Origin of the sequence: Streptomyces sp. NPDC091387 (genome assembly GCF_044756945.1) — a bacterium.
Taxonomy (GTDB): Bacteria; Actinomycetota; Actinomycetes; order Streptomycetales; family Streptomycetaceae; genus Streptomyces.
Genome location: NZ_JBIVTZ010000011.1, coordinates 229,934 through 254,253 on the forward strand (window position 1 = coordinate 229,934; position 24,320 = coordinate 254,253).

Genomic DNA, 24,320 nt, shown 5'->3' on the forward strand with positions numbered 1-24,320 from the left:
CCTCATGAAACGCTACCCCGCGCTGAGGCCGGAAAGGATTCTCTCGGCGACCGCAGATCACGAGGGACATCGTAGAAACGATCGAGAATTGACCACGAGGGCACGTCAGACCTGGCAAAGGACGCAATCGGCTTGCCCATGCCGAGGGGGAGCTGACCCCGTCCTTCTGCACGATCAACCGGATCGTGCAGTTCCGCGACGGTTGGATCGTCTCCCGGGCGTAGAGGACACCATCGTCCTCAAGCTCCACTCTGATGATGTCCCGCTGGCAACTCCTCGGCCGGCAGGGCCAAGGGCGGCAAGCCGAGCAACAAGGCGACAGCGCAGGCCAAGGAGGCCGCGAAGGCCAAGCGCCGGAAGCCCAAGAAGTAAGGGCTCCTGAGCGACTCCGCTCACGCAGGCCCTCCCACCGCGCCCCGGCCACCCGCCACACCAGCCCCGGAACAGCACAAACCCCAGGTCACGGGCTACGTGACCTGGGGTTCCACAGAGCCCCCTGTCGGATTCGAACCGACGACCTACGCATTACAAGTGCGTTGCTCTGGCCAACTGAGCTAAGGAGGCACCGCGCACGCCGAAGGCACGCGCGCGAGCTCTCACTCTACACAGCGCCCCTCTCGCCCATCCACGACGTTTCACCCCTGCTCGCGGGGCACGGATCGCAGTCCGTCCAGAGTGAGGTCAAGGAGGCGTTCGGCCTGTTCCCGCTGCTCGGGGCCGCCCGAGGAGAGGGCGATTCCGGCGAGGGCGGCGAACATGTCGGTGGCGCTGATGTCGGACCGGATCACACCGGCCGCGGTGCCGGCGTCCATGAGGGACGCCAGTGCCTCCTGGATCATCCGGTGGCTGTCGGCGTACGGGTTGGTACCGGAGGCGACGACCGCGCGGAGCGCCTCGGCCATGCCGCGTTTGGCGGTGGCGTAGTCGATGAAGCCGCGCGTCCAGGCGCGCAGCGCCTCGCCGGGGTCCATGGCCGCCAGGAGCTTGGGGACGGAGTCGCACAGGCGGGACACCTCGTTGCGGTACGCCGCCTCGATCAGGGCCTCCCGGGTGGGGAAGTTGCGGTAGAGGGTGCCGGTGCCCACGCCCGCCTCCCTGGCTACGCGCTCGAAGTGCGCGTCCAGCCCCTCCTCGGTGAACACACGGACCGCCGCGGCCAGGATCTTGTCCCGGTTGCGTTGTGCGTCGGCCCTCAGCGGGCGTTCCGCGGCTGGGGACATCAACGACACTCCCTCGTTCTCGCTCTTCGTTTGCTAAGTGGAGGCGCCGCCACTTACTGTGAAGGAAGTGGCGGCGCCTCCACTTTCACTGTAGGGCAATGCGCCGGGGCAGCAACCCCGGCCTGCCCTCAACCCCCCGCCCCCTTTCTGGAAGGACTGCCGATCATGTCGGGAATCGAAGGCAAGGTCGTGGCCATCACCGGCGCCAGCAGCGGCATCGGTGAAGCGACAGCACTCCTGCTCGCCTCGCGCGGCGCGAAGGTCGTCCTCGGAGCACGCCGTCCGGAGCGCCTGGCGGCCCTGGCCGCCCGTATCGAAGAAGCCGGCGGAGAAGCCGCCTGGGCCCGCACGGATGTGAAGAAGCGCGCGGACCTGACCGGCCTCGTCGCCCTGGCCCGCGAACGGTTCGGCAAGCTCGACGTCCTCGTCAGCAATGCCGGCATCGGCCCGATCTCCCCTCTCGACGACCTCCGCGTCGAGGAGTGGGAAGAGATGATCGACGTCAACCTCAAGGGCGTGCTGTACGGGATCGCCGCCGCACTGCCCGTGTTCCGGGAGCAGGGCTTCGGCCACTTCGTCAACACCGTCTCCACCGCGGGGCTGCGCATCGTCCCCCTCCAGGCGGTCTACGCCGGCACGAAGAACGCCGTCCGCACCATCTCCGAGGGGCTGCGCCAGGAGGCCGGCGACAGCCTGCGCGTCACCGTCGTCTCACCGGGCTTCGTCCGTACGGAGTTCGCGGACTCCCTGTCGGACCCCGGGATCCGGGCCCAGGTCGCCGACCGGATGGAGAAGATCGCGATCGCGCCGGAGGCGGTGGCCCGTGCGATCGCCTTCGCCGTCGAACAGCCGGACGGCGTCGACGTGGGCGACATCGTCGTCCGCCCCACCGCGCAGGACTAAGGGCTGTCCGCACGGGCCCGTCGCCCCGATCCCGTCTGATCATGCCGGGGGATATTCATGGCCCAAGAACTGCTGACAGATTCGAAGTGGCCAGGTAGCGTCGCTGAAGGTTCACTCAAGTGGACCAGACCACTCCCTTACAACGGATCGTCCGGCACGTTCCTGCCGGTGAAGGAGAAGCATCAGCATGGCCAGTGTCACGTTCGACAAGGCGTCCCGCGTATACCCCGGCTCCACGAAGCCCGCGGTTGACCAGCTCGAGATCGACATCGAGGACGGCGAGTTCCTCGTCCTCGTCGGTCCCTCCGGTTGTGGCAAGTCCACCTCCCTGCGCATGCTCGCGGGTCTTGAGGACGTCAACGGCGGCGCGATCCGCATCGGTGACCGCGATGTCACGCACCTGCCGCCGAAGGACCGGGACATCGCGATGGTGTTCCAGAACTACGCGCTCTACCCGCACATGTCCGTCGCGGACAACATGGGCTTCGCGCTGAAGATCGCCGGTATCAACAAGACCGAGATCCGGGCGAAGGTCGAAGAGGCCGCCAAGATGCTGGACCTCACCGACTACCTCGACCGCAAGCCGAAGGCGCTCTCCGGTGGTCAGCGTCAGCGTGTCGCGATGGGCCGCGCCATCGTCCGTGAGCCGCAGGTCTTCCTCATGGACGAGCCGCTGTCGAACCTCGACGCCAAGCTCCGTGTCTCCACCCGTACGCAGATCGCCTCGCTCCAGCGCCGTCTGGGCATCACGACCGTCTATGTCACCCACGACCAGGTCGAGGCCCTGACGATGGGCGACCGCGTCGCGGTCCTCAAGGACGGTCTGCTGCAGCAGGTCGACTCGCCGCGCAACATGTACGACAAGCCGGCGAACCTCTTCGTGGCCGGCTTCATCGGCTCCCCGGCGATGAACCTGATCGAGGTCCCGATCACCGACGGTGGCGTGAAGTTCGGCAACAGCGTCGTCCCGGTCTCCCGTGCCGCGCTCACCGCCGCCGCGGACCGCGGCGACACGACCGTCACGGTCGGCATCCGCCCCGAGCACTTCGACATCGTCGAGCACGGCGGCGCCGCCGCGAAGACCCTCACCAAGGACTCCGCCGACGCCCCGGCCGGTCTGGCCGTCTCGGTCAACGTCGTCGAGGAGCTCGGCGCCGACGGCTTCGTCTACGGCTCCGCCCAGGTCGGCGAGCAGGACAAGGACCTCGTCGTCCGCGTCGGCGGCCGCGCGGTCCCGGAGAAGGGCACCAAGCTGCACGTCGTGCCCCGCCCGGACGAGCTGCACGTCTTCGCGAGCTCGACCGGTGAGCGTCTCACCGACTGATTTCGCACCGCCCGCTGTACGACGTCGGCCCCGCACGTTCTCCGTGCGGGGCCGACGCGCGTTCCGAGGGCGCCGGCGCGCGTTCCGGGGGTTTGGACAGTCGACGCCAAATTCCCCGGCACAACGGTCATTTCACTCCGGTTCGTCAACACGGGATTCGAAAAACACTCTCGAACCATCCCTCGCGAGAGTGACGTAATGTCGTCGATTCATCACTGCCCGCTACGCTCACTGCGTGACCCACTCCGCGCGCCGCATCGGCCGAACTCTCGCTCTCGTACTGCCTGTCGTCATGGTCCTGTCCGGGACCCTCGCGGTCACCCGCGTGCCGTGGGCAGCTCACAACTCCGATTCGCAGGTACTGACCGCATCCGCCCACGCCGTCTCCAAGCGCGCCAAGCCGCGCACCTCGCAGGACATCCTGCGCGACAGGCTTCTCCTGGAGCTCCGGGAGAAGGACCCCGCCGTCGCGTTGACCGACCTCCAGCGCGCCGTCGAGGGGCGTCCGTCGCTCGCGAGGCACTGCATGTCGATCGCGAAGGCGCTGGGCAAGGCAGCGGTCGAGCAGTACGGCCCGACCCGCGCACACCGGTTCTCGCGTCCCGTCTGCGACACGTCGTTCGCCTCGGGTGTCGCGCAGTTCAGCTGACCGGTCCCGCACAGGCACGGCATATCGTGCCTGACATGCATACGTTTCCGACGCAGGCCGTGATCCTGGCAGGTGGCCAGGGATCGCGGCTGCGCCCGTACACCGATGACCGCCCCAAGCCGATGGTCGAGATCCCGGGTACCGGGACTCCGATCATCGGCCATCAGCTTTCCTGGCTGGCCGCCGAGGGCGTGACCGATGCCGTGGTGTCGTGCGGGCATCTGGCCGAGGTGCTGCAGGAGTGGCTGGACGCGGCGGTGCTGCCGCTGCGCGTCACGACGGTGGTGGAGTCCGAACCGCTGGGCCGCGGCGGCGGGCTGAAGTACGCGGCGGCCCGGCTGCCCGATCCGGAGCAGCCCTGGTACGCCACCAATGGTGATATCTGGACGCGCTTCTCGTTGCGTGAGATGGCCGCGTTCCACGCGGAGCGTGACGCGACCGCGACGCTGGCGCTGGCCCGTCCCCGGATTCCATGGGGCGCGGTGGAGACGGACGCGTTCGGGCACATCACCGACTTCATCGAGTCGCCGCCGTCGCCCTACCTGATCAATGCGGGGGTGTACGTGTTCTCCCCGGCGTTCACGGCGATGCTGCCGGACCGAGGCGATCACGAGCGGACGACGTTCCCCCGGCTGGCCCGGGAGCGCAGGCTGGCCGGGTACCCGCTGCCGCACGGGGCGTACTGGCGGGCCATCGACACCGCCAAGGACCTGACGGAGGCGGCGAAGGAGCTGGACGGGCGGTAAGCCGACCGAGGCCCGCCCGCTCCCCCGCACATCCCCCGCACAGCGGAATGCGCTCACCGCACACGCGAGAGGGGCGGGCACCGGATTCCTCTCCGGTGCCCGCCCCTCTCGCGTGTGTGCGGTGGGCCCGGTCAGCCCAGGAGGCCGCCGAGGGGGTTCTTGCCGCTTCCGCCGCCGGAGCCGTCCGTGGAGCCGGTGGAGCCGGCGCCGGGGTCGGAGCCGCCCGCCGTGGAGCCTCCCCCGGAGCCGCCCCCGGGGCTTCCGGCGGGGCCGGAGGAGCTGGGGCCGGCGCTGGTGGACGGGGGCTGCTGGGGGGTCGTCCGCTGCGGGGGCTGCTGGCCGGTGCCCTGGGTGGCGCTGGGCCGGCCCGTGCCGGCCGTTGCCTGGCCCGACTCCCGGACGGTGCCCGTGGCAGGCGTGGAGGCCTGGGCGGACGGGGTACGGGGGGCGGTGCTGCGGGACGGGGCGGGCTGCTGTCCGGCCGGGCTCTGCGAGGCCTTGCCGCCGCTGCGGGACTTCTCGGGGAGCGGGGAGCCGGGGAGCTGGTTGGTCGGGACCCCGTTGGGACCGGGGACGGTGACGACCCCGGACGAGCGGACGGCGCCGCCGAGCACGGAGCCGATGAGCAGGGTGAGGCCGACGACGACCGCGGCGACGACCGCGCCGCGGCGCAGCACGCGGCGGCGGAGGTCCCAGATCTCGGAGCGGGGGCCGAGCTTGCGCCAGGCCTCTCCGGCGAGGCGTCCGTCGGCGGAGTAGACGGGGGCGCCCGCGATGATCAGCGGGCTCCAGGCGGCGAGGTAGATGATGTCCGGCGCGTCGTACACGGGGACGGTGCGCCAGCTGACGGTGACTAGGAGGGCGGCGGAGAGGAGTGCGCCGACCGAGGCGGCGACGCGCTGCCAGAGGCCGAGGACGGTGAGGACCCCGACGACGACCTGGAGGAAGGCGATGCTGAGTCCGGCGCCGACCGGGTGGGAGAGCGCGAATGCGCGCAGCGGCTCCGCGAGGGCCCAGGGGTGCAGCGAGGTCAGCCACTTGACCATGGAGCCGCGGTCGCCGCCGTCGAAGTAGACGGGGTCGCAGAGCTTGCCCATGCCGGCGTAGATCGAGATGAAGCCGAGGAAGACCCGCATGGGCAGGAGGACGACGCCGAGGTTCATCCGGCGGTCGGGGTAGTACGCGTGCCGGACCGATTCGGTGCCCTGGCGGCGGTCGCTGGTGTCGGTGACGTCGAATGCGTCGTCATCGTCGGGGCCGTATCCGCCCGCGCCGTCCCGGCCGTACCCGTCCCGGTCGTCGCGGTCCGGGCCGTAGCCGTCCGCGGCGTACCGTCCGGGTCCGCTCTCGACGGGGTCGAAGGCGCCGACCGCCTGCCGCATCGGCGGGAGCAGCGGCCCGCCGGGCCGGGAGCCGCCGATGACGGGGGTGGGCTGGGTCTCTTCGAGACGCGGGATGACCTGGGTGCCGGCTCCGCCCCGGCCGCCTTCGTGCTCGTACGAGGCGTACGGCTCGTAGGGGTCGTACGCGGTGTCGGGGTGGCCCGTGACACCGGGACGGCCCGCGGTGGAGTTCCGTACGGCCTGGAGCAGTCCGGTGGCGCCGGGGTCGCCGGGGGCGGACCTGCCGCTCCACACGACGGGGGCGCGCCGGCCGCGCCCCGCTCCGGGGCCGCTCATGACGGGGATCCTGGGCGCACCGGCGGGGGCCACACCGCGCAGCCGTGCGCGCTGGCCGGGTGCGAGCTGCACCCGGAAGCTGGCGTGGTTGACGATGACCTGCGCAGGGTCGCAGTCCACCTTGGTCATGCTCAGGGCGGGTTGTTCGTCGAACCGAGGCGTTCTGGTGTCCACACTCATCTAACCGAGTGATGTGTGTTTAGGACACTGCCTTGACCGCGTCGAAGTGTCCGAGGCCCGTCAACCGGTAGTGGCGGGGTGCGCAGGGGCGTACGCACGGCCGGACGCGCCCCCCGAGAGGGCCGTACGGAGCAGCGGGCGCCGGGGGTTTCCTCCGTCGGCCGCCGCCCGTGCGGGTGGTCCTGCCGGGCGCCCGAGGGCCACCCGGCGGCCCCTCGGGCGGGGCGGGACTCAGGCGCGGCGGCGGGCGACCTCGTACATCACGATGCCGGCAGCGACACCGGCGTTCAGGGACTCGGCGCCACCGGGCATCGAGATGCGGACCCGGTAGTCGCAGGTCTCGCCGACGAGGCGGCCGAGGCCCTTGCCCTCGCTGCCGATGACGATGACGACGGGGCCGCCGAGTGCTTCGAGGTCCTCGACGGTGTGCTCGCCGTCGGCGGCCAGGCCGACGACGGTGATGCCTTCCTTCTTGTACGCCTCCAGCGCGCGGGTCAGGTTGGTGACCCTGGAGACCGGGGTGCGGGCGGCGGTCCCGGCGGAGGACTTCCAGGCTCCGGCGGTCATTCCGGCGGCACGGCGCTCGGGCACGACCACGCCGTGGCCGCCGAACGCGGAGACGGAGCGGACGATGGCGCCGAGGTTGCGCGGGTCGGTGACGCCGTCGAGGGCGACGATCAGCGGGTCCTCGCCGTTGTCGTACGCGGCGGCGGTGAGGTCCTGCGGTTCCGCGTACTGGTACGGCGGGACCTGGAGGACGAGGCCCTGGTGGTTCAGGCCGTTCGTCATCCGGTCGAGCTCGGGGCGCGGGGCCTCCATCAGGTTGATGTTGCCGCGCTGGCCGGCGAGCTGGAGGGCCTCGCGGACCCGCTCGTCGTTGTCGATGTACTGCTGGACGTACAGGGTGGTGGCGGGGACGCCGTCGCGCAGCGCCTCGAAGACCGGGTTGCGGCCGACGACCATCTCGGAGGTGCCCTTGACGCCGCCGCGCCGGGGCGCGGGACGGCGGTTGGCGGCCTGCTTGGCCTTGGCGGTCGCGATGCGGTTCTTCTTGTGCTTCTTGCGGTCCTCGGCGGGCGGCGTCGGTCCCCTGCCTTCGAGACCACGGCGTCGCTGACCACCGCTGCCGACCTGCATGCCCTTCTTGTTGGACGTGCGGCGGTTCCTGCGCTGGCTGTTCCCGGCCATGACCTACCTGTTTCGTTGCTTCAGACGTGCGTACGTGTACGTAAGTGAAAGTGTGCCGCCCGGCGGGCCGGGCGGCACTCGGGAGGACTACTGGCGCGGGCCGAGTGTCCACCGTGGTCCGGCCGGGCTGTCCTCGATGACGAGCCCGGACTGGTTGAGCTGGTCGCGGATGGCGTCGGCCGCCGTCCAGTCCTTGCGCTCGCGTGCGGACTGGCGCTGGTCGAGGACGAGCCGTACGAGGGTGTCGACGACGCCGTGGAGGTCGTCGCCGCGGTCGCTCTCACCGGCCCAGTGGTCGTCGAGCGGGTCGAGGCCGAGTACCCCGAGCATGGCACGGACCTCGGCCAGGCGTGCGACCGCGGCTTCCTTGTCGTCGGCGGCGAGGGCCGAGTTGCCCTGGCGGACCGTGGTGTGGACGATCGCGAGGGCCTGCGGGACGCCCAGGTCGTCGTCCATCGCCTCGGCGAAGGCGGGCGGCACCTCGGTGGCCGGGGCGACCGTCTCGCCGGCCTTCTCGGTGACGCGCTGGACGAAGCCCTCGATCCGGGCGAACGCGGACTCGGCCTCGCGCAGGGCCTCCTCGCTGTACTCGATCATGGACCGGTAGTGCGGGGTGCCGAGGTAGTAGCGGAGCACGATGGGGCGCCAGGCCTTGACCATCTCGCTGACGAGCACGGAGTTGCCGAGCGACTTCGACATCTTCTCGCCGGACATGGTGACCCAGCCGTTGTGCACCCAGTACTTCGCGAACGCGTCGCCGAAGCCCTTGGCCTGGGCGATCTCGTTCTCGTGGTGCGGGAAGATCAGGTCGATGCCGCCGCCGTGGATGTCGAAGGCGGTGCCGAGGTACTTGTGCGCCATGGCGGAGCACTCCAGGTGCCAGCCGGGGCGGCCGCGGCCCCAGGGCGTCTCCCAGCTGGGCTCGCCGGGCTTGGACGCCTTCCACATGGCGAAGTCGCGCTGGTCGCGCTTGCCGGTCTCGCCGTCGCCGGAGGGCTGGCGCAGATCGTCCAGGTCCTGGTTGGAGAGGGACAGGTAACCGGGGAACGAGCGCACGTCGAAGTAGACGTTGCCGTCGCAGGCGTAGGCGTGGCCGCGCTCGATGAGGCCCCGCATCATCTCGATCATCTCGGTGATGTGGCCGGTGGCGCGCGGCTCGTACGTGGGCGGGAGGCAGCCCAGCGCGTCGTAGCCGGCGTTGAACGCGCGCTCGTTCTCGTAGCCGATGGCCCACCACGGGCGGCCTTGCTCGGCCGACTTCGTGATGATCTTGTCGTCGATGTCGGTGACGTTCCGGACGAACGTCACGTCGTACCCGCGGTGCTCGAACCAGCGGCGCATGATGTCGAAGTTCAGTCCGGACCTGATGTGCCCGATGTGCGGGGCGGCCTGGACAGTGGCGCCACAGAGGTAGATCGAGACACAGCCCGCTGTGAGCGGGACGAAGTCACGGATCTGCCGGGCGCTGGTGTCGTACAGGCGAATAGTCACGCCTCAAGGGTAGTGGGCGCGCACCAGTGCCCCGCGACCCCTTGGAGGATTGCGATGACAGTTGTTATGGCCCTGGTCCGCCCGGCCGCAAGCGCGTTGAGCCGGGCGGTCAGGGCGTACGCCCTCCTGAGCTGACCGGTTGCCCGGCCCGCTTGCCGTCCGCGCTCCCGTTCGCGCCCGCGTTCGTGCCCGCGTTCGTGCCCGCCGGAAGGGTCAGCGCGAGGGCGGCGCCCGCGAGCGGGACGGCGGCGAGCACCGCCCACCGGACGGGTGCGGGGACACCGAGCAGCGCTCCCGTGGCGGCGCTGCCCGCGAGGACGGCCACTCCGGAGACCGAGGACAGCGCTCCGGTGGCCAGCCCGAGGTGCCGGTCGGCGACGAGATCGGGTACGAGACCGCGGGCGGCCGGCACCAGCAGCATCTGCCCGAGGGTGAGCAGGACGACGAGCGAGGCGGCGGGCAGCAGTCCGGCGGGCCCGCCGGGGGCCAGGGGCACGGCGGCGAATCCGGCGGCGACGGTGGCGAGCCCGGCGACGAGCGCGGTACGCGGTGCGAGGCGGCGGGCGGCCCAGCCGGTCACCGGCAGCTGCGCACAGACGACCAGCAGCGAGGAGAGCGCGAACAGCGAACCGAGCGCGGCCTGCGAGCCGGTGGCGCGCCGCACCTCGGCCGGGAGCGAGAGGTAGAGCTGGTTGTACGCGACGAGGTAGCTGCTGTACGTGAGGCAGAGCAGCAGGAACGGGCGGTTGCCGAAGACCTCGCGCACGGAGCCCCGGTACCGGGTCTCACGGGCCACGGGTGCGCGGCGCGGCATCAGCCGGGCGTGTCCGGCGAGGACCGCGACGAAGACGAGGACCCCGGCGAGGGCGGCGGCCCGGAACCCGCCGCCCAGGAGCAGGAGGGCCGAGCCGAGGAGCGGTCCGAGGAACGCCCCGGCCTGTCCGGCGGCGGAGAACCGGGCGAGCACCCGGGCGCGCGGGGTACCGGTCTCCCTCTCGTGCCGGACGGCCTCGCGGGCGGTCTCGGACTCGACGGCGGGCGAGAAGAGCGCGGCGGCGAGTCCGGTCAGCAGGACGGCGCCGATCACGGTCGCGGTGGACCCGGCGAAGGCGAGCCAGCCGAATCCGGCGATGCGCAGGACGCAGCCGGCGAGGACGACGGGGCGGGGTCCGTACCGGTCGGTGAGCGCGCCGCCGATGACGAAGAGGCCCTGCTGGCTGAAGGTGCGCAGGCCGAGGACGAGGCCGACGAGCCAGCCGGCCATGCCGAGGCCGGTGCCGAGGTGCGTGGCGAGGTAGGGCAGGACTGCGTAGAAGCCGATGTTGAACGCGAACTGGGTGGTGGTGAGGAGGCGCAGGTAGCGGTCCGGAGCGAGGCCGGGGGTCGGGGCGGCGCTCACGCGGCGCCCTTGCGGTGTCGCACTCCCCGGACGGCCGCGGCGGCGAGGACGGCCGTCGCGCCGAGGACGGCGAGGGCGGCGGCGGGGGCGAGTACGGCCCAGGGGGCGCGTTCGGCGTAGGGGAGGTTCTCGGAGAGCATCCGGCCCCATTCGGGTGACGGGGGCGCGGTGCCGAGGCCGAGGAAGCCCAGGGAGGCGAGGGCCAGTGCGAGGGCGGGGACGCGCAGGGCTGCGTGGCGGACGACGGGGGGCAGGACGCCGGGCAGGACGTGACGGCGCAGCAGGTGTGCGCGACCGGCGCCGAGCGCGCGGGCGGCGGCGATGTGCGGGGCGGCACGCTCCTGGGCGTACAGGGCGCTGGTGTGTGCGGCGAGGGGGGCCCAGGCGACGGCGGTGACCGCTGCGGCGGCGCTCCAGGGGCCGGGTCCGGCGACACCGGCGACGACGAGGCCGGTGAGGATCGCGGGCAGCGCGTTGGCGGTCTCGGTGAGCGCTCCGGCGCGTACGGCTCCCAGCGCGAGGCCGATCAGCAGGGTGGCCGCGGACACGGCGACGGCGGTGAGGACGGTGCGGGCGGCGCCGTGTCCGAGCCGGGCGAGGATGTCGCGGCCGAGGGAGTCGGTGCCGAAGGGGTGGGCGGCGGACGGTCCGGCGAGGCGGGCCGCGGCGTCGACCTGGAGCGGGTCGCGCAGGAGTCCGGCGACGGTGACGGCGGCGAAGAGCGCGGCCAGGACGACGGCGGCCGCGGTCAGCAGCCGGCGGGCCGGGAGGACGGGCGGCAGGAGCGCGGGCAGGGCGCCGTCGTGCAGGGCGGGGCCGAGCAGCGCGCGGGAGGCGAGGCGGGCGGCCAGTCCGGCGGCCACACCGAGGAGCAGCAGCATCAGGACGCAGGCCTGGAGGACCGGGAGGTCCTGGGCGAGTGCGGCGGCCAGGGCGCTGCCGCCGAGGCCGGGGATCGCGTAGAGGGTCTCGACGGCGACGGCTCCGCCGGTGAGCCCGACGACGATCAGGCCGAGCTGGGGCAGCAGTCCCGGCAGGGTGCGGCGCAGGGCGTGGCGGGCGATGCGGGTTCGGGGCAGTCCGCCGGCGGTGGCTGCGCGGGCCCAGGGTTCGGCGAACGCGGCGGGCAGTGCGTCGTCCAGCAGCCGGCCGAGCAGCGCGCCGGCCGGGATGCCCATGGCGAGGGCGGGCAGCACCGCCTGCGCGGGGGTTCCCCAGCCGAGCGCGGGGAGCCAGCCGAGCCGGACGGCGACGAGGGCGGCGAGCACGGCGGCGATCAGGAACTCGGGGAAGGCGGCGAGGACGGCCGCGCCGACGCCCGCGCGGGTGGTGACGATGCGGCGCGCCGCCCCGCGCCGCAGGGTTCCGGCGGCGAGCGCCGCGGCGAGGAGCAGGGCGACGGCGAGGGAGACGCCCATGAGGGTGAGCGAGACGCCCAGGGCGGACATCGCGTCGGGGGCGACGGGCTGCCCGGAGACCCAGGAGGTGCCGAGGTCACCGTGGAGGAGTCCGCCGAGCCAGCCGCCGAGGAGGTGGAGGGGGCCGCCGTCGAGGCCGGTCTCCGCGCGGATGGCGTCGAGGGTCTCGGGGGTGGGCGGCCGGTCGGCGTACCGGGCGCGCAGGATCGTGAGCGCGGGGTCGGTGCGGGTCAGCCGGGGCAGCAGGCCGATGACGGCGAGGACCGCGAGGAGCGCGGCGAACCGTCCGGCGAGGTACTTCACCCGGTCATCCGACGCGGGTGTCTGCGGTGATGAGGGTGCGCTCCATCGGGTCGAGCGAGACACCGCGGACGCGGCTGTCGTCGTACCCCTGGACGAAGCGCTCGTGGAGCAGCGGCACGAGGGCGTCGGTGCCGAGGATGTCGGCCTCCGCGGTCATCGCGGCGCGGTGGCGGGCTTCGGTTCCGGCGACCGCGGCGGCCTTGTTCACGTCGGTGTCGACGCGCTTGTCGCAGAGCTGCGAGATGTTGAAGCTGCCGTCGCAGGTGAAGTCGGACGCGAGGTAGGAGACGGGGTCCGCGGTGTCCAGGAGGGTGTTGCGGGCCTGGATGAAGGCGTCGTACTTGCCGGCGAGGGCGTCGGCCTCCAGCTGGGCGTAGTCGCGGACGACCTGCTTGACGGTGAAGCCGCGCTTCTGGAGCTGCTGCTGGACGACGGTGGCGACCTCGGGGAGTTCGGGCCGGTTGGTGTACGTGGCGAGGACGATCTGCTCCGTCTTCGCGACCTGCGCCCGGCCTGCGGCCTCCGCCCGGTCGACCGGGGCCCGGCGGGCGTCGCGGGCCCACGGCACGCCGGGGCCGATGAGGCCCTGCGCGCTGTCGGCGCGGCCTTCGTAGACGGCCTTGACGAGGGCCTTGGAGTCGATCGCCTCGCGGGCCGCGGCACGCATCGCGGGGTCGGCGAAGACGCCGTGCTCGGTGTTGAGGGAGAGGCCGTTGGTGCGGGCGGAGGGGAACTCGTGGACGAGCCCGTCGCCGAGGAGGGAGGCCTGCGAGATCGGTACGTACTCGGCGACGTCGACGGCCCCGGTGCGCAGGGCGTTGGCACGGGCGGTGCCGTCGGCCACGAAGGTCACGTCGGCGCCGGGGGCCTCGGCCCTGCCGCCCCAGTAGTGGTCGTTGCGCTCCAGGGTGGCGCTGACGGCGCCCTTGACGGTGGCGAGGGTGAAGGGTCCGGTGGCGTGTCCGGCCGGGTTCACCCTGCCGTCCCGGTAGGCGGCGGCGGACAGGATCGTGAGGGAGGGGTTGGCGAGGCGCTGGGGCAGCAGCGGGTCGGCCTCCGTGGTGACGATCCGTACGGTGCCGGGTCCCTGGGCGGTCGCGGTGATGCCGGTGTCGGACAGGACGCGCGGCTTGGGCGAGGCCTTCTGAGCGGCGTTCAGGGAGCGGACGACGGCGGCCGGGCCGACCTCCGTGCCGTCCTGGAAGGACGCCTCGCGCAGGGTGAAGGTCCACGCCTTCGGGCTCTCGCGCTTCCAGGAGGCGGCGAGTGCGGGCTTCGCGGCTCCCTCGCGGTCGAGGGAGGTGAGGCCCTCGACGACCGCGAGGCGGCTGAGGGTCACGGCGTCGTCGCCGTAGGGGGACATCGCCTGGGCGGGCGGGAAGGCCATGACGACCCTGAGGCGTTGTCCGCCGCCGTCCGACGCGCTTGTGGTGTCGTTCGCGCCGCCGGAGCAGGCGGTGGCGAGCGGGACGAGGAGGGCGGCCGCGGTCAGCGGCAGCGCGGCGCGACGGAGTCGGGACGGGGACATGGCAACGACCTTATATGAAAACGATTGTCATCTGAAAATGATGCGGCGAGCGCCTCACGGGACAGCCCGACGGGCGCCTCAACGGGCGTCGGGCATCGGCAGCTCGAAGTGGACGATGCCCTGGCCGCCGCCGGGCAGGGTGCGTTCGTCGCACACCTCCCGCGCGAGCGACCGCCAGAACGGCTCGGCACCCGGCACGGCCGGGTCGGTGTGCAGATAGACCGCCTCGTACCCGCCGGCCCGTGCGACGAAGTCGCAGAGCTCGCGCACCAGCCGCCGCGCCAGCCCGTGCCTGCGGTGCTCCGGCGTCACGTAGATCCGGCACAGCTGGGCGGTGGTGCCGGACGGGAAGCGGTCCGCGACCCACTGCGGATTGGGCGGCGCCTGCGGCCCCCGGTCGCGCACGGCGCCCGTCGCGACGATCTCGCCGTCGCGCTCGACCACCAGCAGCGTGCAGCGCTCGGGCCGCAGATAACCGGCCTCGGGGTCGATGATGTCGGCGTGCCAGCGGGGCACGTACCCGGACCTCAGGTCGCGGTAGACGGTGTCGAGCATCACGGCCCGCGCGCCGCCGATGTCACGGGGGGTGGCGGTGCGCAGGACGTATCCGTCGGCATCGGCCCGCACCGCGGCCACCGTCGTCGTACTCATCCCGCTACCTCTCCAGTCCCTCGTGTCACTTCATTGCTGTACCAGGGTACGTGCAACTGATGTGCAAGAAGGCTGCGGGCCCGGCGCCCGGCCGGGCCCGCGGTACGGCTCCGGGGCAGGTCAGACCGTGCGGTAGACCAGTGCGGTGGCGATCCCGGCGATGCCCTCCGCGCGGCCGGTGAAGCCGAGCCCGTCGGAGGTGGCGGCGGAGAGCGAGACGGGCGCGCCCACGGCGGCGGACAGGACCTTCTGCGCCTCGTCGCGCCGCTTGCCGATCTTCGGCCGTACGCCGACGACCTGGACGGCGACGTTGCCGATCTCGAACCCCTCGGACCGCACGATCCGGGCCGCCTCGGTCAGCAGCGTCACACCCGCGGCGCCGGACCACTCGGGGCGCCCGGTGCCGAAGTGCTGCCCGAGGTCGCCGAGCCCGGCGGCCGAGAACAGCGCGTTGCACGCGGCGTGCGCGACGACGTCCGCGTCGGAGTGCCCGGCGAGCCCGGGGCCCTCGCCCTCCCACAGGAGACCCGCGCACCACAGCTCGCGGCCCTCCTCGAAGGCGTGGATGTCGGTGCCGATCCCGACGAGCGGGATCACCGGTGCGGCGCGTTCCACCGGTACCGCGTGTTCCACCGGTACCGCGTGTTCCACCGGTACGGCGTGTTCCACCGGTACGGCGTGTTCCACCGGTACGGCGTGTTCTTCAGAAGCCATCGTTCGCCCTCCTGCCTGCGAGTACCGCTTCGGCCAGGACCAGGTCCAACGGCCTGGTCACCTTGAACGCCTCCTCGTGGCCGGGTACGACCACGACGGGCACCCCGAGCTGCTCGACCAGGCCCGCGTCGTCGGTCGCGCCCTCGCCACTGACGGCGACCCGCTCATGGGCCCGCACCAGCGTGTCGCGGTCGAAGCCCTGCGGGGTCTGGACCGCCCGCAGCCTGGACCGCACCGGCGTGGAGAGCACCGGTTCCGGCTCCCCCGGCGCACCCGGCTCGACCTCCTTGACGGTGTCCGCCAGCGGCAGCGCCGGGACGACGGCCGGCGCCCCGTCCCGTACCGCCTCGACCACTGCGTCCACCGTGTCGACGGGCACCAGGGGGCGGGCCGCGTCGTGGACGAGGACGGCGGTGACATCGGCGGGCAGCGCGTCCAGGCCGAGCTTCACCGACTCCTGGCGGGTGTCGCCGCCCGGCACGACGAGGAACTCGGTGCGCTCGGGCAGCGCGTGCTCGTCGAGCAGATTCCTGACCTCGGGGGCACCGTCCGGCGGTGCGACGACCACGACCAGGGACACCTGACGGGAGGCCGCCATGGCCCGTACCGCGTGGACGAGCATGGGCGTTCCGCCCAGCGCACGGAGCGCCTTGGGGGCGCCGGGGCCGAGCCGTACGCCGCGGCCGGCCGCGGGAATCACGGCGGCGGTGCGGCAGGGACGCGATTGATCAGACATCGGTTGCACTCCGAAGCATCGGCATGTTTGTCTCCACGGCCGACGTGGGTATGGCCTCAATCGAGCCGGGCGCGACGCCATGACTCGACCGGGACCCTTTCCGTGACCCCGGGCGAGACGAGGACCGCCCCGGCCGCTCGGGATCGGCCTGACACGTCGACTTCACAAGATCGCGAGCAAAGTACCGGGGGATCGTCGACGAGGCCAATGCGTCGGCGCATCGAGAACAACATCCGGGATGCTCGGGCCTCACCGCCCGTCGGCTCCCCTATGCCCTGAATCCGGAATGTGTCTGGAATCCGTCTGTCCGAAATCCGCAGTCGGACCGTCGGAATCCAGCCAGTTCGAACCACCGACCAGGCCGCCGAACCGATCAAGCCACCGGCCGGACGGCCGCCGGGCCCATAGGCCGGGCGTCGGAATCCAGATCCGGACATGCCGCAGCGCCCGACGACACGCCGTTCATACGGCTGGTCAGCGGGCACCGCGGCACGTTATGTACGCCTTAGACCGGTGCGATCCGGTTCAGGACGCGAGGACCTCGTCGAGCAGAGCCTCGGCCTTGTCCTCGTTGGTGTTCTCCGCGAGAGCGAGCTCGCTCACCAGGATCTGGCGAGCCTTGGCGAGCATGCGCTTCTCACCTGCGGAGAGTCCACGCTCGCGCTCACGACGCCACAGGTCACGAACCACTTCCGCGACCTTGATGACATCGCCGGAGGCGAGCTTCTCGAGATTTGCCTTGTAGCGCCGGGACCAGTTCGTCGGCTCTTCGGCGTACGGCGCGCGAAGCACCTCGAAGACCCGGTCCAGCCCTTCCTGCCCGACTACGTCGCGCACACCCACGAACTCCGCATTGTCCGCCGGTACACGCACCGTCAAGTCGCCCTGAGCGACCTTGAGCACCAAGTAGGTCTTGTCCACGCCTTTGATCTGGCGAGTTTCGATAGCCTCGATCAGCGCGGCCCCGTGATGGGGATAGACCACGGTGTCGCCAACCTTGAACGTCATGTGACAGGTACCCCTTCCGTGGCTATCCAGAGTAACACGAGAACAGCTTCTCCTGAATGGCGTTTTCGCAGGTCAGGGCATATCTCAGGGCTTGACAACTGCAACACGTACGTGCTGCGGAAGGCTCGCCGGAGACGGTATTCGCAGGTCGGAGCGGCTGTACGGGCGGGGAGAAACGCGGACGTTACACCTGCCGGAACCTGCTCGGAAGAGACCTAACGTCCCGGTTTGCCGGGTTCAGGATGGTGAACTTTCCGTACTCCGTTCAGGGATCGATCACCCGTACGGCGGTAAGTGCCGATGCCCAATGAAATTGATCAACGTTCGGCCGTCGCGTGGATTATCCGCAATGAATGCGCCGGGACACGCAAGGCAGGTGGAACATCCACGGGAAGCGCGGGCCGAACGTCCGGAGGAATTGATCAAGCGTGTTATGTGAACGGCTTGCGAATCATCGTCCCCCGGGCCACGACGTGAGCCGGCCCTCGATCCCCGGGGCCCCAGGGGGCGGGTCGGGTGCGGGGCCGGGGCGACGGCTCGGTAACCTGACGGCTGTCACACCCTTGGGGCGACTTCGGCACCACTCGCCCGAAGGACCCGCCCGACCTCGTCCGTACATCCGCTCGTTCAAGGAGTTGCCACCGCCGTGAGCCGCAGCCTTCGACACGGCGCCCTCGCCGCCACCGCCATCGCGTTCTCGATCGCCGCGCTCTCCGCATGTGGTGCGGGAAAGAACGCGCAGACGCTCGAAGTCAGGCCTGACAACGCCGCCACCTCGGCCGGCGCCATCAAGATCCAGAACGCCAACGTGGTGACCCAGCCGGACCGCGGCGCCAAGGGCCCGGCCGTCGTGATCGCCACGCTGTTCAACAACAGCAGCAAGGCGGAGACCCTCGACGGCATCGCCCTGACCGGCACCAGCGCGTCCGTGCAGCTGCACGCCGCCAAGGGCTCGGGCCCGGTCGTCGTCCCGGCCGGCGGCCGGGTGGTGCTCGGCGGCCAGGGCAACGCCGCCGCCGTGATCGAGAACGGCAGCGAGGCCACGCAGGACGGCAACGTGCAGAACCTGGTCTTCAAGTTCAGCGAGTCCGGCGACATCCCGCTGGGTGCCCTCGTCGTCCCGGCCACCAGCTACTTCAAGGGCTTCGGCCCCAGCGCGCTCCCGAAGCTGCCGAACGCGACGGCCTCCGCCGACGCCACGGCCTCGGCCGACGCCACGCCCTCCGGCTCCGCGTCCGAGACCCCCGGCGCCTCGTCCGGCACCCCCTCCGGGGCGGCCTCGTCGAGCGACACGACCACGCCGACCGACGCGGCGTCGGACTCGGCCCAGCCGAACGGCTGACCGCACTCCCTCGCACGCGCGGCTCTCGCGCACGCACGCATACGGCTGAGGCGCCTCCCGGGCCGGGAGGCGCCTCAGCCGTATGCGCGTGACGCCCCAGGGGGCAGCGGGCCGGTTTACGGCTCGAACTTGTACCCGAGGCCCCGCACCGTCACCAGGAACCGCGGCGCGCCCGGGTCGGGCTCGATCTTGGCGCGCAGCCGCTTCACATGGACGTCGAGCGTCTTGGTGTCGCCCACGTAGTCGGCGCCCCAGACCCGGTCGATCAGCTGCATCCGGGTCAGCACCCGGCCGGCGTTGCGCAGCAGCATCTCCAGCAGGTCGAACTCCTTGAGCGGCAGGTCGACCTTGCCGCCGGAGACCGTGACGACGTGGCGGTCCACGTCCATCCGGACCGGGCCCGCCTCCAGAGCGGCCGGCGTGACCTCCTCCGGCTCGCCGCGGCGGCGCAGCACCGCGCGGATGCGGGCGACGAGCTCGCGCGAGGAGAAGGGCTTGGTGACGTAGTCGTCGGCTCCTATTTCCAGGCCGACGACCTTGTCGATCTCGCTGTCCTTGGCCGTGACCATGATCACGGGGACGTTGGACTTGCTGCGCAGCTGCCGGCACACCTCGGTGCCGGGCAGTCCGGGCAGCATCAGGTCGAGGAGCACGAGGTCGGCGCCGTTGCGCTCGAACTCGTCCAGGCCGTCGGGACCCGTGGCCGCGATGGCGACCTCGAAGCCTTCCTTACGGAGCATGTAGGACAGGGCGTCGCTGAAGGATTCCTCATCCTCGACGACAAGCACTCGGGTCACGGAAGAGCCTCCGGGGCAGGGGATGAATCAAGAGTGTCGGGGGCGGCGGCCGGGCAGGGCCCCTCGTCGCCGTTGACGATGAGCGGTCCGCCTGATGTGCGGTCCCGTTCCCTCACGGCGCCCGCTTCGGGCAGCCGCAGGGTGAAGGTGGAGCCCTGTCCCTCCGAGCTCCAGACGGTGACCTCCCCGCCGTGCGAGGCGGCCACGTGCTTGACGATGGCGAGGCCGAGGCCCGTGCCACCGGTGGCCCGTGAGCGGGCCGGGTCGACGCGGTAGAAGCGTTCGAAGACCCGCTCGCGGTCCTTCTCCGAGATGCCGAAGCCCTGGTCGGTCACGGCTATCTCGATCTCGTCCCCGCCGGACATGGCCACCCGGCGGACGGCGATGCCGACGCGGGTACGCGCGGGACTGTAGTTGACGGCGTTCTCGACGAGGTTGCCGAGAGCGGCGGCGAGCTGGCCGCGGTTGCCCCAGATGCGGAGCTCGGCGGTGCCGCCCGCGGCCATGGTGATCTGTTTGGACCCGGCCTGCTGCCGGCAGCGGTCGATGGCCTCGGCGACCAGCTCGTCCACCCTGACCGGCTCCGCGTCCTCCAGCGGGTCGTCGTTCTGCACCCGGGAGAGGTCGATGAGCTCCTGTACGAGGTTGGTGAGCCGGGTCGCCTCGATCTGCATCCGGCCCGCGAACCGTTCCACCGCCTCCGGGTCGTCCGAGGCGTCCATGACGGCCTCCGAGAGCAGGGACAGCGCTCCGGTCGGGGTCTTGAGCTCATGGCTGACGTTGGCGACGAAGTCGCGCCGTACCGCTTCGATGCGGCGGGCCTCCGTGAGGTCCTCGACCAGCAGCAGCACCAGCCGGGAGCCCAGCGGGGCGACCCGGGCGGAGACCGCGAGGGCCTCGCCCCGGCCGGTGCCGCGGCGCGGGAGGTCCAGTTCCACCTGGCGTATCTCACCGTCACGGCGGGTGTCCCTGGCCATGTTCAGCATCGGTTCGACGGCGAGCCGCCCGCCCCTGACCAGTCCCAGCGCGTACGCGGCGGAGCTGGCCTTGACGACGCTGTCGCTCTCGTCGAGCACGACCGCGGAGGAGCTGAGCACGGAGAGGACCGTGTCGACCCCGGGGGGCAGGGGGGCATTGCTGTCCGGCCGCAGGGAGGTACGCGTCGGCTTCTTCTGGTCGCGCTCGCTCCAGCGGAACGCCAGCATGGCGATCACACCGGTACACACCCCGGCGATCGCTGCAGCTGCGGCGACCGCCGCGTTCACGTCCATAGCTCCAGGTTATGCGGCCCGGCGGACACTCTCCCAGCCATCCGAGTGCCTACTCGAACACTCGTCGCCCAGAGTTCACCGAGGAGCAAGCGCCGGTTCACTTGGCCGGTCGGATCCGGACGCGTACCCACGTCACCGTAGGAGCGTGGGGTCCAGAGCTGGCCCCGGCCTCGGTTAAGGACTGGAGAGGGACTTCCCATGCGTGACGCGTACCACGAGGAACTCGACTCGATCGGCGAGGACCTGGTCGAGATGGCCCGGCTCGTCGGGTCGGCGATCGGCCGGGCGACGACGTCCATGCTCGACGCCGATCTCAAGCTCGCGGAGACGGTGATCGCCGCGGACCAGAAGGTCGACGACCTCCAGCACGACCTGGAGGCCAGGGCCATCGCCCTGCTGGCGCGCCAGCAGCCGGTGGCGACCGATCTGCGGATCGTGGTCACCTCGCTCCGGATGAGCGCCGACCTGGAGCGCTCGGGCGACCTCGCCCAGCACGTCGCCAAGCTGGCCCGGCTGCGCTTCCCGCAGTCGGCGGTGCCGCACGACCTGCACGCCACCATCCTGGAGATGGGGCAGCTGGCGCAGCGCCTGATGGCCAAGGCCGCCGAGGTGATCATCACCAAGGACGTCGACCTGGCGCTCCAGCTGGAGCAGGACGACGACGAGATGGACCTGCTGCACCGCACGCTGTTCCAGCACCTGATGGACGACCGGTGGAAGCACGGCATCGAGACGGCCGTCGACGTGACGCTGCTCGGCCGCTACTACGAGCGGTTCGCCGACCACGCCGTGTCGGTGGCCAAGCGCGTGGTGTACCTGGTGACGGGCGAGCACGCGGACGAGATCCAGCAGGCGGCGCCGGTGGAGAGCGCGTAGCCGGGAGGAAGGCGACGGGCGTACGCCGTCCCAGCGGGGAGGGTGACAGGCGTACGACGGCGTATGGCCGGGAGGCGACGGGCGTACGACGGCGCATTGGTTCGCACATGCGTTCCTGCACATGTGCGCCGTTGATGCGCCTGCCCGGGTGGGCATGCAATGGGGTGGGGCGGCACGACTTGTCCGTACGCCCCGGTCGTGGGCCCCGTGCGGGCGTACGGCCCTGCCGTACGCCTTGAGGAGGAACCATGGCCGATTCCCCCACGACCGAACCCCAGCAGGAGACACCCGCCGACCTGTCGCACGGAGCCGTCCTCGGCGCCTGCGGCTGCGGCTCGGGCTGCGGCTGCGGATGCCAGTCCGGAGCACCGTGCCAGTGCGGCGGCTGCTCGGGCTGACGGACGCGGAGCGGAGCAGCGGCGGGGCCCCGCGCGGGGCGCCCGCCGCGTACGGCCGTCCGGGTCAGGCGCCCGGGTCAGGGCGTCCGGCGGGTCAGGGCGTCCGCTCCACGGCGGGCTCCTGGCCGACACCGGCCTCGACGGCGGCCTCGGCACCGGCCTCGGCACCGGCCTCGGCACCGACGGCGGTACGGGCGTCGGGCCCACTGCTCTCCACCGTCACGCCGGCCTCCACCGTCACGCCCGCCTGCGGCAGGTTCCGCATCAGCAGCCAGTACCCGAACGCCGCGACGGTGCCCAGGACCGCGCACATCCCCCAGAGCCACCCGGCTCCGAAGTGGTCGATGACCACGCCGGACAGCAGCGGGGCGACGAGCGCGGCGGCGGCCCAGGAGAGCGTGTACATGCCCTGGTAGCGGCCCCGGCCGTGGGCCGGGGAGAGCTGGACGACCAGGCCGTTCTGCACGGGTGCGTTGATGATCTCGGCGACGGTCCACACGCAGATCGTCAGCGCGTACACGGCGACCGACCCGGCGAACGCAGTCAGCCCGAACCCGTACCCCGCCAGCAGCGACGACACGATGAGCAGCCGACGCGGGTCGCGGTGCTGGATGAGGCGGGTGACGGGGATCTGGAGCACCACGATCATCACGCCGTTGACGGCGATGGCGGTGCCGAAGTCGGAGCTGCTGAACCCGTCCGTCCCCATGGCCACCGGCAGCCCCACGTACCCCTGTTGGAAGATCAGGGCGATGACGAAGGACAGCCCGACGACGCCCATGAACCGCCCGTCGCGCAGCACCGTGCCGAGCCGCACCTCACCGGCGCCCGAGGTGCCGGCGGTGCCCGGCACTCCTGCGGCGGTGGGCGCGGCGGCCCGCTCCGGGCGGGACTCCGGGATCTTCATGAAGACGACGACGGCGCAGACCAGGGTCATCGCCGCCTCGGCGACGAAGCCCGCGAGGTAGCTGTACTCGGCGACGAACCCGGCACCGGCAGAGGAGACCGCGAAGCCCAGGTTGATCGCCCAGAAGTTGAGCGAGAAGGCGCGGGCCCGGTCCTCGGCCGGGACGATGTCGGCGATCATCGCCTGCACGGCGGGGCGGGAGGCGTTGCTCGACATGCCGACGAAGAAGGCGACACCGGCGATGGCCACCGGATGGACCATGAAGCCGAGCACCGCCACAGAGACGGCCGTCGAGACCTGCGCGACCAGCATCGTGGGCCGCCGCCCGAACCGGTCGGTCATCACCCCGGCCCCGATCGAGGAGACGACCCCGCCGAGCCCGTGCACGGCGGCGACCAGACCGGCGTACGAGGCGGAGTAGCCCCGGTCCAGGGTCAGGTACAGGGCCATGAAGGTGGCGACGAAGGCCCCGAGCCGGTTGACCAGGGTGCTGGTCCACAGCCACCAGAACTCCCTGGGGAGACCGGAGACGGTGTCACGGGTGGCCCGCCTGAGACCGGCGACAGACATGCGGGTTCCCCCCGGGGACGTCAGGAATCGGATCGGCGCGGGTAAGAGGCCCGCCACCGATCCGAACATTACGAACCACGGATTCCGCCCTGCCACCCGATTGACGCCTGCCGTCAATCGAAGCCGCCCGGCTCCCTGCCCGGCTCCCTGCCCCGTTCCCCGTCCCGCTGTCCGCTCCGTGGCCGGGCGCGCGCGGCCCGCACGGGTTCGATTACGCTCGGACTCATGGCCGACGCACCGTACAAGCTGATCCTCCTCCGCCACGGCGAGAGCGAATGGAACGCGACGAATCAGTTCACCGGTTGGGTGGACGTCAACCTGACCCAGAAGGGCGAGAAGGAGGCGGTCCGCGGCGGTGAGCTGCTCACGGAGGCCGGCCTGCTTCCCGATGTCGTACACACCTCGCTCCAGAAGCGCGCGATCCGCACCGCCCAGCTCTCGCTGGAAGCGGCGGACCGCCACTGGATCCCCGTGCACCGCTCCTGGCGGCTGAACGAGCGCCACTACGGCGCCCTCCAGGGCAAGGACAAGGCGCAGACGCTCGCCGAGTTCGGCGAGGAGCAGTTCATGCTCTGGCGCCGCTCGTACGACACCCCGCCGCCGGAGCTCCCGGACGGCGCCGAGTACTCGCAGAGCGGCGACCCGCGCTACGCGACGATCCCGCCGGAGCTGCGCCCGCGCACCGAGTGCCTCAAGGACGTCGTCGTCCGCATGCTGCCGTACTGGTACGACGGCATCGTCCCGGACCTGCTGGCCGGCCACACGGTCCTGGTCGCCGCCCACGGCAACAGCCTCCGCGCCCTGGTCAAGCACCTCGACGGCGTCTCCGACGCCGACATCGCGGGCCTGAACATCCCGACCGGCATCCCGCTCGCATACGAACTGGACGCGGACTTCCGCCCGTTGAAGCCGGGCGGCACGTACCTCGACCCGGACGCGGCGAAGGCGGCCATCGAGGCCGTGAAGAACCAGGGCAAGAAGAAGTAGAGAAAGTGATCAGGCCCCTCACCTGCGTTTTTCAG

At 71.6% G+C, this 24,320-nt stretch carries 22 protein-coding genes and 1 tRNA gene; 8 read left to right on the forward strand and 15 right to left on the reverse strand.

What is annotated here, in order from left to right; genetic code table 11:
- Positions 1 to 490: 490 nt before the first annotated feature.
- Together ACIQM0_RS23890 and ACIQM0_RS23895 are read right to left on the reverse strand one after the other, a co-directional pair.
- Positions 491 to 564 (reverse strand) — tRNA-Thr (locus ACIQM0_RS23890).
- Between the two features lie 71 nt (positions 565 to 635).
- A complete protein-coding gene (locus ACIQM0_RS23895) occupies positions 636 to 1,220 on the reverse strand; it encodes a TetR/AcrR family transcriptional regulator (RefSeq protein ID WP_401289918.1) in 585 nt (194 codons plus the stop codon).
- A gap of 165 nt (positions 1,221 to 1,385) precedes the next feature.
- Between ACIQM0_RS23895 and ACIQM0_RS23900 the strand changes: the two genes are divergently transcribed.
- The 4 genes from ACIQM0_RS23900 to ACIQM0_RS23915 all read left to right on the forward strand — a co-directional run bounded on the left by ACIQM0_RS23900 (position 1,386) and on the right by ACIQM0_RS23915 (position 4,842).
- Positions 1,386 to 2,123 carry an SDR family oxidoreductase gene (locus ACIQM0_RS23900; RefSeq protein WP_401289921.1) on the forward strand — a complete coding sequence of 246 codons (738 nt, stop codon included), beginning with the start codon at positions 1,386 to 1,388 and terminating at the stop codon, positions 2,121 to 2,123.
- A gap of 187 nt (positions 2,124 to 2,310) precedes the next feature.
- Positions 2,311 to 3,447 carry an ABC transporter ATP-binding protein gene (locus ACIQM0_RS23905; protein WP_401289924.1) on the forward strand — a complete coding sequence of 379 codons (1,137 nt, stop codon included), beginning with the start codon at positions 2,311 to 2,313 and terminating at the stop codon, positions 3,445 to 3,447.
- 235 nt (positions 3,448 to 3,682) lie between these two features.
- Complete coding sequence (locus ACIQM0_RS23910; RefSeq protein ID WP_363026617.1) at positions 3,683 to 4,096, forward strand: hypothetical protein; 414 nt, start codon at positions 3,683 to 3,685, stop codon at positions 4,094 to 4,096.
- Positions 4,097 to 4,131: 35 nt separating this feature from the next.
- The gene (locus ACIQM0_RS23915) at positions 4,132 to 4,842 is read left to right on the forward strand and encodes a nucleotidyltransferase family protein (RefSeq protein WP_362959562.1); all 711 of its coding nucleotides are present in this window, start codon (positions 4,132 to 4,134) and stop codon (positions 4,840 to 4,842) included.
- Positions 4,843 to 4,973: 131 nt separating this feature from the next.
- Here the strand turns inward: ACIQM0_RS23915 and ACIQM0_RS23920 are convergent, their stop codons facing one another.
- The 10 genes from ACIQM0_RS23920 to ACIQM0_RS23965 all read right to left on the reverse strand — a co-directional run bounded on the left by ACIQM0_RS23920 (position 4,974) and on the right by ACIQM0_RS23965 (position 17,137).
- On the reverse strand, positions 4,974 to 6,701 hold the full coding sequence (locus ACIQM0_RS23920; RefSeq protein ID WP_401289926.1) for a DoxX family membrane protein: 1,728 nt from the start codon (positions 6,699 to 6,701) through the stop codon (positions 4,974 to 4,976).
- A gap of 231 nt (positions 6,702 to 6,932) precedes the next feature.
- The gene (gene rlmB / locus ACIQM0_RS23925) at positions 6,933 to 7,889 is read right to left on the reverse strand and encodes a 23S rRNA (guanosine(2251)-2'-O)-methyltransferase RlmB (RefSeq protein WP_363026621.1); all 957 of its coding nucleotides are present in this window, start codon (positions 7,887 to 7,889) and stop codon (positions 6,933 to 6,935) included.
- Positions 7,890 to 7,976: 87 nt separating this feature from the next.
- Positions 7,977 to 9,380 carry a cysteine--tRNA ligase gene (gene cysS, locus ACIQM0_RS23930; protein WP_401289928.1) on the reverse strand — a complete coding sequence of 468 codons (1,404 nt, stop codon included), beginning with the start codon at positions 9,378 to 9,380 and terminating at the stop codon, positions 7,977 to 7,979.
- A 109-nt stretch (positions 9,381 to 9,489) separates the two neighbouring features.
- Entirely contained in the window at positions 9,490 to 10,779 is a 1,290-nt protein-coding gene (locus ACIQM0_RS23935; RefSeq protein ID WP_401289930.1) for an MFS transporter, read from the reverse strand.
- The gene (locus ACIQM0_RS23940) at positions 10,776 to 12,500 is read right to left on the reverse strand and encodes an ABC transporter permease subunit (RefSeq protein WP_401289933.1); all 1,725 of its coding nucleotides are present in this window, start codon (positions 12,498 to 12,500) and stop codon (positions 10,776 to 10,778) included. The genes ACIQM0_RS23935 and ACIQM0_RS23940 overlap by 4 nt, the downstream gene beginning before the upstream one ends.
- A 4-nt stretch (positions 12,501 to 12,504) precedes the next feature.
- Positions 12,505 to 14,028, reverse strand: a complete 1,524-nt coding sequence (locus tag ACIQM0_RS23945; RefSeq protein WP_401289936.1) for an ABC transporter substrate-binding protein — start codon at positions 14,026 to 14,028, stop codon at positions 12,505 to 12,507.
- A 78-nt stretch (positions 14,029 to 14,106) separates the two neighbouring features.
- Positions 14,107 to 14,679, reverse strand: a complete 573-nt coding sequence (locus tag ACIQM0_RS23950; protein WP_401289939.1) for a GNAT family N-acetyltransferase — start codon at positions 14,677 to 14,679, stop codon at positions 14,107 to 14,109.
- 120 nt (positions 14,680 to 14,799) lie between these two features.
- Positions 14,800 to 15,393: a 2-C-methyl-D-erythritol 2,4-cyclodiphosphate synthase gene (gene ispF / locus ACIQM0_RS23955; protein ID WP_401289942.1), complete on the reverse strand. Its 594-nt coding sequence runs from the start codon at positions 15,391 to 15,393 to the stop codon at positions 14,800 to 14,802.
- The gene (gene ispD, locus ACIQM0_RS23960) at positions 15,383 to 16,129 is read right to left on the reverse strand and encodes a 2-C-methyl-D-erythritol 4-phosphate cytidylyltransferase (protein WP_401289944.1); all 747 of its coding nucleotides are present in this window, start codon (positions 16,127 to 16,129) and stop codon (positions 15,383 to 15,385) included. Before ispD ends, ispF begins: the two co-directional genes overlap by 11 nt.
- A gap of 525 nt (positions 16,130 to 16,654) precedes the next feature.
- Positions 16,655 to 17,137: a CarD family transcriptional regulator gene (locus ACIQM0_RS23965; protein ID WP_006380568.1), complete on the reverse strand. Its 483-nt coding sequence runs from the start codon at positions 17,135 to 17,137 to the stop codon at positions 16,655 to 16,657.
- Between the two features lie 646 nt (positions 17,138 to 17,783).
- On the opposite strand from ACIQM0_RS23965, the gene ACIQM0_RS23970 reads away from it, so the two are divergent.
- Positions 17,784 to 18,479, forward strand: a complete 696-nt coding sequence (locus tag ACIQM0_RS23970) for a DUF461 domain-containing protein (RefSeq protein WP_401289947.1) — start codon at positions 17,784 to 17,786, stop codon at positions 18,477 to 18,479.
- A 116-nt stretch (positions 18,480 to 18,595) separates the two neighbouring features.
- On the opposite strand, the gene ACIQM0_RS23975 is transcribed toward ACIQM0_RS23970, so the two are convergent.
- Both ACIQM0_RS23975 and ACIQM0_RS23980 read right to left on the reverse strand, forming a co-directional pair.
- On the reverse strand, positions 18,596 to 19,276 hold the full coding sequence (locus tag ACIQM0_RS23975) for a response regulator transcription factor (protein ID WP_123524569.1): 681 nt from the start codon (positions 19,274 to 19,276) through the stop codon (positions 18,596 to 18,598).
- On the reverse strand, positions 19,273 to 20,547 hold the full coding sequence (locus tag ACIQM0_RS23980; protein ID WP_401289950.1) for a sensor histidine kinase: 1,275 nt from the start codon (positions 20,545 to 20,547) through the stop codon (positions 19,273 to 19,275). The genes ACIQM0_RS23975 and ACIQM0_RS23980 overlap by 4 nt, the downstream gene beginning before the upstream one ends.
- 198 nt (positions 20,548 to 20,745) lie before the next feature.
- On the opposite strand from ACIQM0_RS23980, the gene phoU reads away from it, so the two are divergent.
- Both phoU and ACIQM0_RS23990 read left to right on the forward strand, forming a co-directional pair.
- Entirely contained in the window at positions 20,746 to 21,423 is a 678-nt protein-coding gene (phoU, locus tag ACIQM0_RS23985; RefSeq protein WP_401289953.1) for a phosphate signaling complex protein PhoU, read from the forward strand.
- Positions 21,424 to 21,671: 248 nt separating this feature from the next.
- A complete protein-coding gene (locus ACIQM0_RS23990; protein WP_401289954.1) occupies positions 21,672 to 21,821 on the forward strand; it encodes a hypothetical protein in 150 nt (49 codons plus the stop codon).
- Positions 21,822 to 21,915: 94 nt separating this feature from the next.
- Here the strand turns inward: ACIQM0_RS23990 and ACIQM0_RS23995 are convergent, their stop codons facing one another.
- Positions 21,916 to 23,298: an MDR family MFS transporter gene (locus ACIQM0_RS23995; RefSeq protein ID WP_401289957.1), complete on the reverse strand. Its 1,383-nt coding sequence runs from the start codon at positions 23,296 to 23,298 to the stop codon at positions 21,916 to 21,918.
- A gap of 225 nt (positions 23,299 to 23,523) precedes the next feature.
- On the opposite strand from ACIQM0_RS23995, the gene ACIQM0_RS24000 reads away from it, so the two are divergent.
- Positions 23,524 to 24,285, forward strand: coding sequence for a phosphoglyceromutase (locus ACIQM0_RS24000; RefSeq protein WP_401289959.1), 762 nt, complete (start codon positions 23,524 to 23,526; stop codon positions 24,283 to 24,285).
- Positions 24,286 to 24,320: the final 35 nt, after the last annotated feature.

Bases quoted from the DNA above. Each gene is read 5' to 3' on its own strand.
- ACIQM0_RS23990 (WP_401289954.1), top strand. From the start codon at position 21,672: ATGGCCGATTCCCCCACGACCGAACCCCAGCAGGAGACACCCGCCGAC.
- ACIQM0_RS23945 (WP_401289936.1), bottom strand. From the start codon at position 14,028: ATGTCCCCGTCCCGACTCCGTCGCGCCGCGCTGCCGCTGACCGCGGCC.
- ACIQM0_RS23895 (WP_401289918.1), bottom strand. From the start codon at position 1,220: ATGTCCCCAGCCGCGGAACGCCCGCTGAGGGCCGACGCACAACGCAAC.
- ACIQM0_RS23920 (WP_401289926.1), bottom strand. From the start codon at position 6,701: ATGAGTGTGGACACCAGAACGCCTCGGTTCGACGAACAACCCGCCCTG.
- rlmB (WP_363026621.1), bottom strand. From the start codon at position 7,889: ATGGCCGGGAACAGCCAGCGCAGGAACCGCCGCACGTCCAACAAGAAG.
- ACIQM0_RS23900 (WP_401289921.1), top strand. From the start codon at position 1,386: ATGTCGGGAATCGAAGGCAAGGTCGTGGCCATCACCGGCGCCAGCAGC.
- ACIQM0_RS23980 (WP_401289950.1), bottom strand. From the start codon at position 20,547: ATGGACGTGAACGCGGCGGTCGCCGCAGCTGCAGCGATCGCCGGGGTG.
- ACIQM0_RS23915 (WP_362959562.1), top strand. From the start codon at position 4,132: ATGCATACGTTTCCGACGCAGGCCGTGATCCTGGCAGGTGGCCAGGGA.
- phoU (WP_401289953.1), top strand. From the start codon at position 20,746: ATGCGTGACGCGTACCACGAGGAACTCGACTCGATCGGCGAGGACCTG.
- ACIQM0_RS23965 (WP_006380568.1), bottom strand. From the start codon at position 17,137: ATGACGTTCAAGGTTGGCGACACCGTGGTCTATCCCCATCACGGGGCC.
- ACIQM0_RS23905 (WP_401289924.1), top strand. From the start codon at position 2,311: ATGGCCAGTGTCACGTTCGACAAGGCGTCCCGCGTATACCCCGGCTCC.
- ispF (WP_401289942.1), bottom strand. From the start codon at position 15,393: ATGGCTTCTGAAGAACACGCCGTACCGGTGGAACACGCCGTACCGGTG.
- ACIQM0_RS23950 (WP_401289939.1), bottom strand. From the start codon at position 14,679: ATGAGTACGACGACGGTGGCCGCGGTGCGGGCCGATGCCGACGGATAC.
- ACIQM0_RS24000 (WP_401289959.1), top strand. From the start codon at position 23,524: ATGGCCGACGCACCGTACAAGCTGATCCTCCTCCGCCACGGCGAGAGC.
- ACIQM0_RS23995 (WP_401289957.1), bottom strand. From the start codon at position 23,298: ATGTCTGTCGCCGGTCTCAGGCGGGCCACCCGTGACACCGTCTCCGGT.
- ispD (WP_401289944.1), bottom strand. From the start codon at position 16,129: ATGTCTGATCAATCGCGTCCCTGCCGCACCGCCGCCGTGATTCCCGCG.